We start from the raw sequence: 15,135 nt of genomic DNA on the forward strand, positions 1-15,135 counted from the left end.
CTCAGGCGGGAGATGGGGTAGTTGAGCAAGCCTGCCGGTCCGCTTGTCAGGCTGACCACCGATCACTGACCACTGCTATTTAGGCCTTTATGAACTGGACTTCGAGGGTGATTTGAACGTCGTCCCCAACCAGGAGGCCGCCGGTTTCGAGGGCAGCGTTCCAATTCAAGCCAAAGTCTTTGCGGCTGATCTTGGCCGTGGCAGATAGGCCGATACGGGTGTTGCCCCATGGGTCTTTGGCGGGGGCACTCGGGCCGTCGACTACGAAGACCTGTTGGCGCGTCTGGCCGTGGAGGGAAAGATCGCCGGTGACGTTGTATCCCCCGTCGCCATTGGGCTTGACCGAGGTGGACTTGAAGGTCATCACCGGGTACTGCTCGGAGTCAAAGAAGTCGGCGCTTTTGAGGTGGGCGTCGCGCTGAGTGTCGCCAGTGCTGATGGTGGCGATATCGATCGAAGCCTCAACAGTAGAGAGGGTGGGGTCCGTTGGGTTTTCATAGAGCGTGCCGGAAAGGCCGGTGAAACTTCCTTTTACGTTTGAGATCATCATGTGCTTGACCTTGAACTCGGCGTGGGAGTGGGCAGGGTCGAGCTTCCAGGTGGTGATTGCTGCGGGGGATTGGGTCGAACTGGCCATGGGTGGCTCCTTTCAATTGTCTTGGATGCGCGAGGGAGATAGTTGTTGCAACAAATATTTTTAGGATAGGGATTAGGTGAGGGAGCAGGGGCCAAAAAGCTGGAATTTCTGCCCTGACTCTATCGGTCCTAGCGAGGAAGTTGTTTGCCGCCGATGATGGTGAATGTTACGGACTGGACAGACGAGGCCGTGTCGCCGTCGTATTGAGATCCGCCTAGAGAAAACTTGTAGTTGCCCGGCGTTACGGCGCGAATTCCCTTCTCGTCGACTTGCGAGAGGGTGCGGGCGTCGAGAGTGAATGTGATGTGACGGGTTTCTCCGGGGTTGAGGTGGACGCGCTGGAAGCCTGCGAGCGCGAGTTTGGGCGAAACAGATGATTGTGGGGGGATCAGGTAAAGCTCAGATACCTCATCGCTGGGGATTGAGCCGGTATTCTTCACGTCGGCTTCCAAGGTCAGCGGATCGCCTGCGTTGAGGGTCTTGGTTGAAAGCTTGAGGTCGGTGTAGGAGAAGGTGGAGTAGCTGAGGCCGTCGCCGAATGCGAAAAGAGGCTTGCCCTTGAAGTAGCGGTAGGTGCGATTGGCCATGGAATAGTCGTCAAAAGCAGGAAGCTGATCGATGCCGCTGTAAAACGTGACGGGGAGGCGACCCGCGGGATTGCTTTTTCCGCTGAGGGTTTCCGCGATAGCTTGGCCTCCGGATTGGCCTGGGTACCAGGCTTCGAGGAGGGCGCGAGCGTTGTCTTTTGCCCAGTTCACGGCAAGGGCGCTGCCGTTGAGTAGAACGACGACCATGGGCTTGCCGGTTTTAGCGACGGCTTCGAGCATTTCCTGTTGAACGTCCGGCAGGTTGATGTCGGTTCGGTCGCCGCCGGAGAAGCCCTTGGCGTCCACCTTCATCTCTTCGCCTTCGAGGCGCGGCGTAAGGCCGACGAAGGCGACGACGACGTCGGCTTTGTTTGCGGCGGCAACAGCCAAGTCTTGGAGCAGCTCGTGGCGCGGACTCCACTCGAAGGCAATGCCGGAGCCGGGAATACGGGCAGTCTGGATGTACTCGATGCGGATGTCGTGGGGGCGGGTGTCGGCGAACGGAATGTTGAAATGCTGGATCGCTCCGTAATTGCGGCCGGAGGGCGGGAGCTTGTTGGTCGTTAGTGATGGCGGTGCGTCGGGCACGAGCTGCTTGCCGTCGAGATAGAAGGCGAACTTTACCTTGCCGCCGCAGGGATAGCAAAAGGGGAGGCGGAGCTGGAGGTTAAGCGTTTCTGGAACGGGCGCAGCAAAGGTTCCAATCCAGCGAACGGCGAACGCCTGGGTTATGGTGTCACGAGGCTCTACAGGGTTGGCGAAGGCCCAGTCAAAGTCGATTTGCCTATCGACGCGCGAGAATGCCGGCAATCCTTCAAAACCACCGTGGGCGTAGTAGTCGGCATAAAGACCGCTGCCAGAGAGGCTTGTGGGTACGCCCGGAGGATTTGTGGGTAGTCCAAGCATGGTGCGCGGAACGGGTAGTTCGCCGCCCATGATGTAGGGCGCCCCCTGTGCATAGAGGACGTGTTCGTGGCCGAATTCCTGTTCGATGCCGTCGATGGGGAGGATAGGGCGAAGCGGGATGGCGTTGTAGTTGCCTTCGAGAGCTATGTGGGATCCGGCGAGCGGGCCGATGACGGCGATGGTTTTTTCCCTGGCGGGATCAAGAGGGAGAAAGCGGTCCTCGTTTTTGAGCAGAACCAGCGATTCGCGGGCGGCGCGAAGGGCGAGGGCGACGTGTTCAGGAGAGTCGACGACCGAGTACGGAATGGAGGAGAAGGGGACCACATTGGGGGTATCGAACATGCCCAGTTTCATCCGGGCGGTAAAAAGGCGCTTCACAGAGACGTCGAGTTGAGCTTCGGTGAGGAGGCCTTTGTGGACGGCGTCGGTCAGCTTGAGGTATTCGGTTCCGCAGTCGGTGTCGGTTCCGGCGAGGATGCCCGCAGCTGAGCCGGCTGCGAAGTCCGTGGAGTAGTGATGGCCGTAGGGCTCAGAGAAGTCGCCGATAGCGCCGCAGTCGGAGGTGATAAAGCCGTTGAAATGCCAATCGCCGCGGAGGATGTCGCCGAGGAGCATTTTGCTGGCGCATGCGGGGACGTTGTCGATGGCGTTATAGGCGCACATGAGAGAGTCGGCGTGGCCCTCGGTGATGGTAGCGCGGAAGGCGGGCAAATACGTATCCCAGAGGTCGTGCGGAGTGGGATCGACATTAGCCTTGTGGCGCGTAGATTCAGGTCCGCTGTGAACGGCATAGTGCTTGGGCGTGGCGATAGCGCGGAAGTATTTTGGGTCGTCCCCTTGAATGCCCTGAACGAATGCAGTGCCGAGACGGGCGGTGAGGAAAGGATCTTCGCCATAGGTCTCCTGGCCTCGGCCCCAGCGCGGATCGCGAAATATGTTGATGTTGGGCGACCAGATGGTGAGGCCGAAGTAGCGATCGTGATTGTTATGGGCGATGGCGTCGTTGTATTTCGCTCGAGCTTCTGTCGAGACGACTTCGCCAATCGAGTGAAGAAGTGGTGCGTCCCATGTGGCGGCGTTGCCGATGGCTTGCGGGAACATGGTGGCAAAGCCGGAGCGAGCGATGCCGTGGAGGCCTTCGTTCCACCAGTTGTAAGCGGGTATATCCAGGCGCGGGATCGGCGCGGCGCGGTCAATAAGCTGGGAGACTTTCTCTTCCAAGGTGAGGCGGCCAACTAGATCGTCGACGCGTTTCTCGATGGGAAGTGAGGGGTCGCGGAAGGGGAGGGCAGCTGCCGCTTTGATTTGCTCCTCTGTGGGTGGTGGAGTCAGAGTCTGCGCGCGAGCTTGCGCCGCTGCGGTGAGAGGGAACAGGAAGGCTATGGCGAGCACGGCTGGATGCAGGCGCATGAGGATCATTCTCCGAAGAGCCATAGTAAGGCGCGAGGGCAATCGTCACAAAGGTCGGCTTGCTTGCCAACCTGGCGAACTACAATTCGGGTGAATTGATCCATGGCTGGAATTGTTGATTGAAACGAGGAGGATCCGTGATGAGGATTCGGCTAAAAAGACTTGCGTTGGAAGGCGTGACGCTCGCCTTCGCTGCGGTGATGGCGGTAGGACAGGCGAAGCCGGCGCATGGACCATTTACTGCGAAGGACTGGGCCGGGCTGCATAGTGCGCATGCTGCGGCGATGAGCGCGAATGGAACGATTTTGTATGGCGTGGCGTTTGGGGCAGAGAAGGGGCCCACGCATACGGAGTGGTGGACGGTTGGCGCTGACGGGAATAACGCGAAAAAGCTCGAGATGCCGGATGGATTTCATCCCATGGGATATACGCGCGATGGGCAGAGCCTCTACGGCGGATGGAAGGTGAACGACCATCAGCAGTTCGCGGTGTTCGCGGTGAAGGAGGGAAAGATTGCATCTGCGCCAACGGTGATTGTGGCGTTGCCGCGAGGAGTCGGGTCGGCGAGCCCATCGCCGGATGGGAAGCGATTTGCGATGACGGCCGATCCGCGAGAACCAGACCCGCTGGAAAACTCCAGGCATGTACAGGAGCCGGAGGAAACGAGCCTCTACGTGGTGAACGCGAACGGGACTGATGGCGCATGGTGGTGCAAAGACCTGAAGTACATTTCGGGAGCGATCACGGTGGGCGGGGGCGCAAGCGCGGCGGCGTGGAGTGCAGATTCGCAATCTCTGGCAGTGTTGTCGCAGGTGCCGCGGATCGGGCATCACGAGGTGGGCTCGATGATCGACGTTTGCAGTGCGTCGGGTTCTCGTCACGTTGCGAATATCGCAAATTCAGTAAATGGAATTGCCTGGGTGAATGGCGGGAAGGACCTGGCGTTTTTGTCTACCAAGTCGCTGGTTCTGACTCCGGAGCATGTTTGGACCGTGCCTGCGGCAGGGGGAACCGCTGAGGATCGGACGCCGGATTTGAATGCGACGGCAGTGCAACTAGCGAGCGATGCGAACGGTCGCGTTTGGGTGTCTGTGAACCGTGGCGTGCGCAGCGAGGTGGATGAATTTCGCGATGGGATATTGAAGACGGCATATGCCTGGCCGGATGGGATTGTGCGAGGAACGCCAGTTGAGAGTGAGTATGCCGAGGGTTCAGCCGGTGAGCAGTTGGCGTTTACGGTGAGCGATCCGACACATATGGGGAATGTGGCTGTGGCAGAGGGCGAACATTTGCGCAAGATCACGCATGAGGGCGATGAGCAACTGAAGGAAATCGAACTGGGACTGGTGCAGGTGGTGCAGTGGAAGAGCAAAGGCGGGAGAGCGCTCGAAGGAATTGCGACATTTCCTGCCGGGTATGAAAAAGGGAAGAAGTATCCATTCCTAGTGCTGCCGCATGGAGGGCCTGAGGCGAATGATGAACTTGCCTTCGATGCGTTTTCGCGAACCGTTGCGGGACTAGGCTACGTAGTGCTGCAACCGCAGTATCGCGGATCGACGGGGTATGGTGCGGATTTCCTGGCGGCAATTTATCAACATTTTGGTGATCGTGCGTATGAGGATGTAGATAGCGCTACAGACTTCGCAATCGCGCAGGGATGGGCCGATCCGAATCGCCTTGCGATCTTTGGATGGAGTGCCGGCGGGTTCATGACGTCCTGGACTGTGACGCAGACAGGGCGATACAAGGCTGCGATTGAGGGAGCGGGGATTACGGACTGGGCTCCGTTCCTGTGGACCAGCGATATCGCCCAAGTGGACTATGACGCACGGTGGACAGAAGAAGATCCAGCCGCATTCAGCAAGTTCTCTGCGGTGTATTTTGCGAATAAGGTGACGACGCCGTTGCTGATTTTGCATGGCGAAGCCGACCAGCGTGTACCCACATTTCAAGGGACAGAGTATTTCCAGCTTCTGGCTGCGCGGGGCAAGACGGTGCGAATGGTGACGTATCCGGGGTCGCCGCATTTTCCTGTGCTGTGGGAACAGCGGCTGGATGTTATGCAGGAGTTGGCGGAGTGGCTGGCTAAGTACAACAAGTAGCTGCGGCAGGCTTCTTAACTGCGCGAATTACCGGCCATCACTGTTCGATTTCGGACGGTTAGAGATGCTTATGGACGCCGCTACGATGCTGGAGAAGTCGGCAATCGCGGAATTGGCTGAAAGCATTGACAGACTTCTCTAGCCTCTTTGGAACTTCACTTGCTTGAATTCCGTAAGACTCGTGTCCCTATCTTCCGGGAGGCATTCAGAATGCAGAACTTCTTGTACGACCTGCGGTATGCCATGCGGCAACTGCGCAACACCCCGGGCATGGCTCTGCTGGCGATTCTGACACTGGCGCTGGGTGTAGGAGCGAATACAGCCATATTCACGGTGATCGACAGCGTGCTGCTGCGACCGTTGCCGTATGCGCACTCTGACCGGCTGGTGTTTATCGGGCCGGGAGGCGACAAGCCAACCTTCGGATCGACCTCGTGGCTGAACTATGCGGATATTCATGCGCAATCGAAGCTGCTGGAAGATTCTGTCGGGTATGCCGAGGACGTCAGCGTACTGGAGGCAAAAGATGGGTCGGTGAGTGTGGTTGCTCCGCGTGTGACGTCGAACCTGTTCACGATGCTTGGACAGCGTCCGTTGCTGGGACGCACCTTCGAAGATGTGGAAGGGAAGCAGGGCGGCCCTGCGGTGGTATTGCTGTCGGAAGGATTATGGCGGCAGACCTTTCATGCCGACGCAAATATTGTCGGACAGGTTGTGAAGGTGGGCGGAAAGCCAGCGACAGTGGTGGGAGTCATGCCGGCGACGTTCAGCTTTCCTGAGAGCATGGGAGCGGATCTCAAGAAGGGCATCTGGTTGCCGGTTCAGCCGACCCAAGAGATGCTGACGCAGCGCGGGTATCACTTCTTCAACGTGGCCGGAATTATGCGGCCGGGTGTGACGGTGTCGCAGATGCAGCAGGAGGCGAGCGCAATCGGCGCTCGAATTCCGCACGAACACAACGACACGCCGGTCACGTTTCGTGTGGACCGCTATCAGGAAGTGCTGACCGGACCGGTGAAGCCGGTGCTGTACGGGCTGCTGACGGCGTTGGGACTCGTTCTGCTGATCGCGTGCGCCAATGTTTCGAATCTGCTGATTGCGCGCGCGCTGGGACGGCGGCAGGAATTCGCGGTACGCGCATCGCTGGGCGCCGGGCGCTCACGGCTGATGGTGCAGATGCTGTCAGAGGGATTGCTTCTGAGCCTGCTGGGGTGCGGAGTGGGCGTGGCGCTGGCGGAGTTGGCGATGATCGGCATTCGTAAACTGCCCGATGGGACGATCCCACGTTCGGATACGATTGCGATTCACTGGACGGTGCTTCTGGTGCTGGCGGTGATCGCCGCGTTGACGACGGTGCTGTCGTCGTTGTTGCCTGCGCTGCTGGTGGCGAGGGCCAATCCGCAACTGGCATTACAGGCTGCTTCCCGTGGTTTGGGTTCGAAGTCTGCAGGAGGCAAGCTGAGCGGGTGGCTGGTGGCCGGCGAGGTGGCGCTATCAACGCTACTGCTGGTGGGGACTGGGCTGCTGTTCCGCACGCTGTGGAATCTGGAGCAATCACGGCTTGGATTTGAGACGGCGCATATTACGACTTTCATGGCGATGCCATCAGATGCGGCTGGATTCTCGGGCATGGCGGTGTCGGAGGATACGGGAAATGCGCCGTCTTCGGTGGCGACGATTACGTATGAGCCGGTGCTTGAGCGGATCAGGCAGGTGCCGGGCGTAGAGAGTGCCGCGATGGCAACAGCTCCTCCGCTATCGGATATGGATCTGCACTCAAGCTTTGAAATTGTAGGAGAGCCGTTGGATCGAGCGAACCGGCCCCAGGCACGCATGACCGCTGTGAGCGAGGATTATGCGCGTACGCTGGGTACGCCGATCGTGCGCGGACGGATGATCGCTGAGAGTGATGCACTGACCACGCCGTTTGTTGTGGTGGTCAACGAAGCGCTTGCGAAGAAATATTTTCCCGGCAAAGATCCGCTAGGCAAGCAGATTAACCTGGGTGGCAAAGATACGGGAATGATCAAGCCATTCACAATTGTTGGTGTACTCGGCGATCAGGTGGATTCGAGTGTGGGTGGCACGGTGCAGCCGCTGATTATGTTGTCGCAACAGCAGATTCCGACAACTTCGTTGTTTTATCAGGCGCTACTGAAGACGGTGGTGTCATTTGTGGTGAAGACTCGCGGCGAGATTCCGGTGATGCAGGAGATGCGAAACGTGTTTCACCAACAGGCGCCGGCATTCGCTTTGGATAATTTCCAGACAATGCAGGAAGCGGTGGATAAGAATACCTTTAGTCAACGGCTGGGGCTGTATTTAGTGGGCTCGTTTGCGGGGCTAGCCATCGCAATGGTGATCGCGGGATTGTATGGAGTACTGTCGCAGTTGGTGAGCTACCGGAGACGCGAGATCGGGGTACGCATGGCGCTTGGTGCCACGCGCGGAAGCGTAGCAAAACTGGTGTTGCGGCAGGGATCGATTCTGATTGGTGCCGGACTTGTAGCTGGCCTACTGCTAGCCTTTGCGACGGGACGGCTTATCAAGGGATTTTTGTATGAGGTGAAGCCGCTGGATGCAAGCACTTATGTCAGCGTGGCGGCGGTGTTGACGGCGATTGGGCTTGTTGCTGCATTTATTCCTGCAAAACGGGCCGCATCAATTCAGCCCATGCAGGCGCTGCGGGACGAGTAGTAGACAGGGACCAGAGATCGGCGAGGGCTCGGGACGCGTGCAGATCAAAGTCTGATCCGGAGTGTGTAAGATGGTGGGTCGCAAAGTTGGGGCCTTCCATGATCCGTTTATTTTTCTTGTTCAAGAGCCGACGAGCGCTGCCAGGGCTCGCGTGCGCTGCCTTGCTGATACCCGTAGCCGGTTCGTCAAGGATGAAAGCGCAGTCTGCCGCGGGCGAACTCCCCGCCGTTGGTGATCATCAGACTGCTCCTGCCAAACAGATTCCCGACGACCAAAAATCTACCGGCGAAAAGCAGGTGACTAGCGCTGCCAAGATCAGCGATCTGGCGCATCGAGTGATGCTGGCCGGAGTGAAGACGAATGCGCTGGGCGGGGACGATTCGACGCCATGGCACATGAAGGCAGATTTCCAAGTCATTCCTTTTGGTGCTTCTAAACCAGTGAGCGGCACGATGGAGGAGTGGCACTTATCGCGGGACAAGTGGGCGCGGACATTCAAGAGTTCTGAACAAAGACTGACCGGGAGCGAGTGGAGTGTTTCGGCGACGGAGCAACTGCTGAGCAAGCCGACTAAAGTCGGGTTTGATCATCGTCTGCTGGTACTAAGAGTCGCGCGTCCTGTGCTCGATCCGCTGTATCAGGCCGCGAATGTGCTGCCGAATTACGAGATGGACGTGAAACGGGTAAACACCGCTGGCATCTTGTTAACTTGTGTTTCCGTGATCGATCCGAAACGTTATGCGGAACAGGCCAATCCGGATTGGCTGTTTCCGACCATGTGCTTTGACGGCGAATATCATCTGCGGCTCACCGCGACTTCTGACACATCGGTGCAGTGTGAGGATTTGCAGCCGTTCGAGGGACGCACTGTGGCTCGGGATGTCAAGGTGATCTTCAATGGCGCTTTAACCGCTGAGATAAAAGTGACATTGCTGGAGCCGTTGAAGGATGCCAACCTTGACCTGGTGAAGCCGGCGCAAGACGCGATTCCAGAGCCGTACACCATCGAGCCGGGACATGCGAAGCCGGTGTCGGTGTACGAAGTGGGCGCATCGATTCCGCTGAAGCCGGATGGATTTCCATTTCGGGGCGCATTTCCGGTTCCGATCACTATTCACAAAGACGGAACGGTAAAGGCGAGGACCGAGGACGCGTTCTTCTGGAGCCAAAATCTGAAGGATGCCCTGGTCACAGCGGTGAACAAGTGGAAGTTTAAGCCGTACCTTGTGGACGGGCAGCCGGTCGACGTCGCCTGGACGGTGGTGTACATCATCGACGGCAAACCTTTTGTGCCGTCGTATGAGCGCACCGAGACGCAGGTTGCACCTGCGCAACAGGATGGTCCGGGGAGTTCGAGCCCAAACGTTTCGCGTAGGCGCTACGGACATTAAGTGCGTTTCGATCCTGGTAGCTCAACGGCGCGCATCACCGAAAAGGTTGGCATATTTGCAAGGGAAGCCGCATCTCTGACGCCTTTCTGACGTTTCGACAGGTAGACTTTGCGCAATGATTCAAATAGGGAAAGTCGGATCGATCCGCAAAAGTCCATTTGCAGCGGCGGCAATATTTGTGTTTTCTGCGGCTGTTGCCGCGCAGGCAGGCAACGCGAATACCTCGCGCAGCTTTCAGCCGGGCGCCTGCGGTCCTGCTGATCCAGCTTATATTCATACCGCAAACGAGACCGGCGGAGTGCCTCTCTTTCTGCAGCGCAGTGAGGCCGGCAAGTCGATGCAGCTGATGCGTGAATCTTCGCGCGACAATGTCTCGACGGTGCTATGGGCTTCGGCAAAGCTGGATGGCGTGACGCAGAAGCTCGAAATCCCCGTGGACTCGACGACGGAACGAATCACGTTCACATTCTCAGTTGACACAAAGGGGAGCAAGCTTGTGCTGCGCGGACCGAACGGGCAGGCAGTTGGCGAAGGTTCGCTGCGCACTGAAGATACGGAATTGAACTGTGGGCGGCTAATTACTGTAGCGAAGCCGGAGCCCGGTCAATGGCATGCGGAGTTGAATGGAAGCGGGACGTACTGGCTTGAGGTGCAGGCGCAGAGCGAGATCTATTTCATCAGTGCCGAGTTCGTGAAGCCGGGAGGGCGGCCAGGGCATGAGGGAATGTTCAGGATTCAAGGCCAGCCGCTGGCGGGTGAACCCGCCACTCTGCAGGCATCAATCTCGGCGGAGGAGGCAAAGACTACCGACTTCTCGTTTGTGAGCGAGAGTGGCGATGTTTTGCAGAAACTGCGTATGAACGCGGTAGGTGAGGACCGAGAATTCCTGGAATTTAGCGGTGATGTTGATCTACCGGCTGTGCCGTTTCGCCTTGCGGTGAGTGGACAGGATACAAAGGGGATGCAATTTCAGCGCTTCTTCGGGCCTCTGTTTCATGCCGAGACCGTAGCGGTAGTTCCGAAATTGGATTTCGATGAGTTGGCGCCTGGATCAACGTACGTGGCGGAGTTCGAGATCAGGAACCTGGGACCGGCGCGGAGTTTCAAGGTGGTCGTAACCGATGCACGGCGGTTTGCAACCTTTGGCGGAACGCGGGAGTTGACGATTGGCGCGCACCAGACATCCTCTTTCAAGGTGAAGCTGTCGGTGCCGTCCGGGACTGCGAAAGGTGTTGGAGACGACTTAGTGGTGGTCGCTTCGAGCACTTCGGGGACTGCCACGGCGAACTCCGCGGTCGTGCGGCTGACGGTGGCCGACAACGCGCCGCAACAGCCTCACTGAGCAATCGAAACAGACTATTTGCCTTCGTCGGCTTATTCTTAACTACAGATTCCATCCGTGTCCGATTTCGCTCAAACCGTCAAGCAGCAAGTCGACATCGTGAAGATGATCGAGGGGTACATCCGCCTGCGCAAGGCGGGCGCGCAGAACTACTCGGGTCTGTGCCCGTTCCACAAGGAAAAATCGCCTTCATTTTCCGTTCACGCGGTGCGGCAGTTTTATCACTGCTTTGGGTGCGGCGTATCGGGAGACGTGTTCTCGTTTGTGGGCAAGATCGAGAATGTCTCGTTTCCCGAGGCAGTGCGGATTGTCGCGCAGAAGAACGGGATTCCGTTGCCGAAGCGGGAGTTTTCTTCTCCCGAGGAAGCGGCCGAAGCGCGGATGCGGGGGAAGCTGCTCGATCTCCATGAGGCTGCGGCTACGTGGTTTGAGGAGCAACTGCGCGGGCCGGAGGGGGCTTCGGCGCGTGAGTATCTCGCTGGTCGGGGGGTGACGCCCGAAGGCATCAAAGTTTTTCGGATCGGATATGCGCCGGACAGCTTTGGGGCGTTGCGCGATCGGCTGAGTGGAATGGCGGATGAGGCCACTCTGCGGGCATCGGGGCTGTTCAGTTCGAAGGAACAAGGCGATGGGACGGAAGGGCGCATTTACGACCGGTTTCGCAAGCGGGTGACATTTCCAATCTGCAATGAGAGCGGGCGGGTGATCGCGTTTACGGCGCGGACGCTGGAGACGGGGGAAAAGGCAGGCGCAAAGTACATCAATTCCCCGGAAACGCCGCTTTATACGAAGGGGCAGGTTCTTTTCAATCTGGATAAGGCTAAATCCGCAGTCCGGCAGGCGGGATATGCGCTGCTCGTTGAAGGGCAAATGGACTGTATTTCGCTATTTTTGCGCGGAATTCAGCACGTTATCGCCACCAGCGGGACAGCTTTTACCGAGCAGCAGGTCGCGATTTTGCGGAGGCACACGCAGAACGTGGTAGTTAATTTCGACCCGGATGCGGCGGGGGCAAATGCGGCCGAGAAGTCCATTGCTTTGTTGACGGAAGAGGGGTTTAACCTAAAGCTCGTGACGCTGGACGGCGGACTCGATCCGGACCGGTTTATCCGCGAGCGGGGGGTGGAGGCCTACACGCAGGCTGTGATGGGGGCAAGGCGGCAGTCGGACTATTTGATTGAGCGCGCACGACAGATGTTTCCTGGTCCGGCTGCCGACCAGAAGCTGAAGGCAATGAATTACTTGCTGCCGCACATTCGGAGGATTCCGCAGAAGCTGGTTCGCGATCAGTTCGCGATGGATGCGGCGCAGAAGTTGGGGATCGACTCGGCGGTGCTGCGAGAGGAGTTGCGCCAGGCAGCCTTAAGGCGGCGAGACCACATCGAGGTGCGAGCGACGGCACTGACGGAGGTGGAGCGGGTCCTCCTGCGGGCTTTAGCGGTGACAGATCCTGAGCACGAGGAATCCAGGCGCTCGGCCGCCGATGCGCTACTTAGGCAACCACAATGGTTTGAGGGGCTTGGCGCATTCGATGCCCTGATGGCGCTGGCCAACCGTGGGTCGCGTGATCCGATGGACGTGGTCGAGAATCCGGCGCAGAGGGCGCTGCTGGCAGAGGCTTTGCTGGCCGAAACTGAGCCTCCTTCGTCGGAAACGGTGATAGATGCAATTGTCAGCCTGCAAAGGCGCAAGATCGAGGCGGAGTTGCGAAGTATACGGGCGCAGATTCAGGACGCCGAACGTAAAGGCGATTTCTCAGAGCTCGCTGTATTGACGCAAAGAAAACTGGAATTGGACCGAGCGTTGAGACAGTTGCGGGCCTCGGGACCGGCCGGAAATTGACGCCGCAAATTATTGATTTTTTTGAGTCGGTTTGGACACGGAACACGTCCAAATAAACAAGAACAGCGGGCGACAGGCGGTTACCCGCGGGGAATCCAGGCTCGAATTTCGCGGTTTAACGGCGAGATGAGCTGTGTTAATCTATTGATCTCTGTGAGGATGCGCGCCCCCTTGCCCCAAATATGAGCTTCGGCTCGCGGGCGACCAGGCGAAACCTGAAGCGCGATGATCCTGCTCCGAGCGACTATTTAGACCGCTTATTTCATGCGGGGGACAGGAGTTCGTGTCCGCAAATGCGCACGTTTGGGCATCCAAATTTTGTTGCGCGCGGAACGAGCTCTGCACTGGTGCGCGAACCGGTGCTAAAACTTGATCGCGCTGGAGAGTAGGAACAGTTTTGGCCATCAACGACAAATTTGAAGACGACATTACTAACCTGATCGATACCGGCAAGGAAAAGGGCTACCTGACCTATGGCGACGTGAATGACATGTTGCCAGAGGACATCAGCACTTCCGCCGATGATATGGACGACCTGCTGACGACGATCGGCAGCCAGGGCATCGATCTACTGGACGCACCGAAATTCGGTGCGGACAAGGATTTTGAGCTTGAAGAAGGCGAAGACGTAGAGCTTGACCTGACGCCTGGAACACTCGAAAAAACCAATGATCCCGTTCGCATGTACCTGCGCGAGATGGGCACCGTGCCGCTGCTTACGCGCGAAGGCGAAGTGGAAATCGCCAAGCGTATCGAGCGCGGACAGATGCGTGTGTTGAAAGCGATTTCCCGTTCGCCGATCGTCATTCGCGAGATTCTGGCCCTCGGTGAAGACCTCAAGCGTGGCGTGCGCAACGTGAAAGAGGTCGTGGTCTTCGACGAAGAAGAGCTGACCGAAGAAGTAGTGCAGTCGCGCGTGCGGTCCACGGTTGCGCGTATTGACGCGATGGTGAAGCACCAGAAGAAGATTGCGGGCTTTGAAGAAAAACAAGCCGCAGCAAACAGCAAGACCAGCCAGAAGGAACTGCGCAAGCTGCGTTGGCTGATCGCACGCGAAAAGGTATTCGTATCACGGATTGTGCGCGAGTTGAAGTACACGGGCCTGGAACGCAAGCGCCTGCTCGACAAGGTCAACAAGACCGTGGACACGATGCGTACTCTTGAACGCCAGATTCGTTCGCTCGATCAGAAGCATGAAGCTTCGAAGAGCGATGAACTGAAGAAGGAATACCGTCGCCAACAGAAGAACTGCAAAGTTGATCTGGAAAAGATCGAAGCCGACGCGGGTGTTTCAATTGTCGAATTGAAGCGCACGCAGCGCGAAATGATCCAGGGCGACATGGACGCCGAGCAGGCGAAGCGGGAACTGATCGAAGCCAACCTTCGTCTTGTGGTTTCAATCGCAAAGAAGTATACGAACCGCGGACTACAGTTCCTCGATCTGATTCAGGAAGGCAACATCGGCCTGATGAAGGCGGTGGACAAGTTCGAATATCGGCGCGGATACAAGTTCTCGACATACGCGACGTGGTGGATCCGCCAGGCGATTACGCGCGCGATTGCGGACCAGGCACGTACGATTCGTATTCCGGTGCACATGATCGAGACGATCAACAAGCTGATCCGTACGTCTCGCCAATTGGTTCAGGAGCTGGGTCGTGAGCCGTCAAGCGAAGAGATCGCAAGGCGCATGGATATTCCAGTCGCGAAGGTTCGCAAGGTGCTGAAGATTGCGCAGGAGCCTATTTCACTGGAGACGCCAATTGGTGAAGAGGAAGACTCGCACCTCGGCGACTTCATTGAAGACCGGCAGGCGGTTTCGCCGAGCGAGGCTGTGATCAGCGTGAACCTGAAGGAGTACACATCTCAGGTTCTGCGTACATTGACGCCGCGTGAAGAGCGGGTTATCAAGATGCGCTTCGGCTTGGAAGATGGCTCGGAGCACACGCTGGAAGAGGTAGGACAGAGCTTCCAGGTGACGCGCGAACGCATTCGGCAGATCGAAGCCAAGGCGTTGCGCAAGCTGCGTCATCCGTCACGCTCGCGCAAACTGAAGGCGTTCGTGGACGGCGTTAAAGAAATGTAACCTCCAGCAACCAAGAATTGTTCAAAGGCCGCAGCCAATAGGTTGCGGCCTTTGTTTTGAGTCCTTTGCTTGGAGCGGTGAGGGTGATTGAGGAGTGACGGACGGCTGCTTGCGGCCAACTTAAGCGATCAAAAA

8 protein-coding genes are annotated in these 15,135 nt (G+C 57.8%); 6 read left to right on the forward strand and 2 right to left on the reverse strand.

Going from position 1 to position 15,135, the window contains the following annotated elements; translation table 11 throughout:
* Positions 1–79: 79 nt before the first annotated feature.
* Positions 80–637, reverse strand: coding sequence for a YceI family protein (locus tag P8935_RS04605; RefSeq protein WP_348263844.1), 558 nt, complete (start codon positions 635–637; stop codon positions 80–82).
* Positions 638–765: 128 nt separating this feature from the next.
* Positions 766–3,540 (reverse strand): glycoside hydrolase family 3 C-terminal domain-containing protein, encoded by a 2,775-nt coding sequence (locus P8935_RS04610; protein ID WP_348263845.1) that lies wholly within the window; start codon positions 3,538–3,540, stop codon positions 766–768.
* Positions 3,541–3,680: 140 nt separating this feature from the next.
* On the opposite strand from P8935_RS04610, the gene P8935_RS04615 reads away from it, so the two are divergent.
* The 6 genes from P8935_RS04615 (at position 3,681) to rpoD (ending at position 15,000) form a co-directional block, all read left to right on the forward strand.
* Positions 3,681–5,642 (forward strand): S9 family peptidase, encoded by a 1,962-nt coding sequence (locus tag P8935_RS04615; protein ID WP_348263846.1) that lies wholly within the window; start codon positions 3,681–3,683, stop codon positions 5,640–5,642.
* A 210-nt stretch (positions 5,643–5,852) separates the two neighbouring features.
* Positions 5,853–8,339, forward strand: coding sequence for an ABC transporter permease (locus P8935_RS04620; protein WP_348263847.1), 2,487 nt, complete (start codon positions 5,853–5,855; stop codon positions 8,337–8,339).
* Positions 8,340–8,530: 191 nt separating this feature from the next.
* Positions 8,531–9,730 (forward strand): hypothetical protein, encoded by a 1,200-nt coding sequence (locus tag P8935_RS04625; protein WP_348263848.1) that lies wholly within the window; start codon positions 8,531–8,533, stop codon positions 9,728–9,730.
* 115 nt (positions 9,731–9,845) lie between these two features.
* Positions 9,846–11,072: a hypothetical protein gene (locus P8935_RS04630; RefSeq protein ID WP_348263849.1), complete on the forward strand. Its 1,227-nt coding sequence runs from the start codon at positions 9,846–9,848 to the stop codon at positions 11,070–11,072.
* 57 nt (positions 11,073–11,129) lie between these two features.
* Complete coding sequence (gene dnaG / locus P8935_RS04635; protein ID WP_348263850.1) at positions 11,130–12,914, forward strand: DNA primase; 1,785 nt, start codon at positions 11,130–11,132, stop codon at positions 12,912–12,914.
* Positions 12,915–13,311: 397 nt separating this feature from the next.
* Positions 13,312–15,000, forward strand: coding sequence for an RNA polymerase sigma factor RpoD (rpoD, locus tag P8935_RS04640; RefSeq protein WP_348263851.1), 1,689 nt, complete (start codon positions 13,312–13,314; stop codon positions 14,998–15,000).
* Positions 15,001–15,135: the final 135 nt, after the last annotated feature.

This window comes from Telmatobacter sp. DSM 110680, assembly GCF_039994875.1.
Taxonomy (GTDB): domain Bacteria; phylum Acidobacteriota; class Terriglobia; order Terriglobales; family Acidobacteriaceae; genus Telmatobacter.

What these genes read in the sequence shown, in the direction of transcription:
- P8935_RS04605 (WP_348263844.1), bottom strand. Translation starts at nt 637, where the DNA reads ATGGCCAGTTCGACCCAATCCCCCGCAGCAATCACCACCTGGAAGCTC.
- P8935_RS04610 (WP_348263845.1), bottom strand. Translation starts at nt 3,540, where the DNA reads ATGCGCCTGCATCCAGCCGTGCTCGCCATAGCCTTCCTGTTCCCTCTC.
- P8935_RS04615 (WP_348263846.1), top strand. Translation starts at nt 3,681, where the DNA reads ATGAGGATTCGGCTAAAAAGACTTGCGTTGGAAGGCGTGACGCTCGCC.
- P8935_RS04620 (WP_348263847.1), top strand. Translation starts at nt 5,853, where the DNA reads ATGCAGAACTTCTTGTACGACCTGCGGTATGCCATGCGGCAACTGCGC.
- P8935_RS04625 (WP_348263848.1), top strand. Translation starts at nt 8,531, where the DNA reads ATGAAAGCGCAGTCTGCCGCGGGCGAACTCCCCGCCGTTGGTGATCAT.
- P8935_RS04630 (WP_348263849.1), top strand. Translation starts at nt 9,846, where the DNA reads ATGATTCAAATAGGGAAAGTCGGATCGATCCGCAAAAGTCCATTTGCA.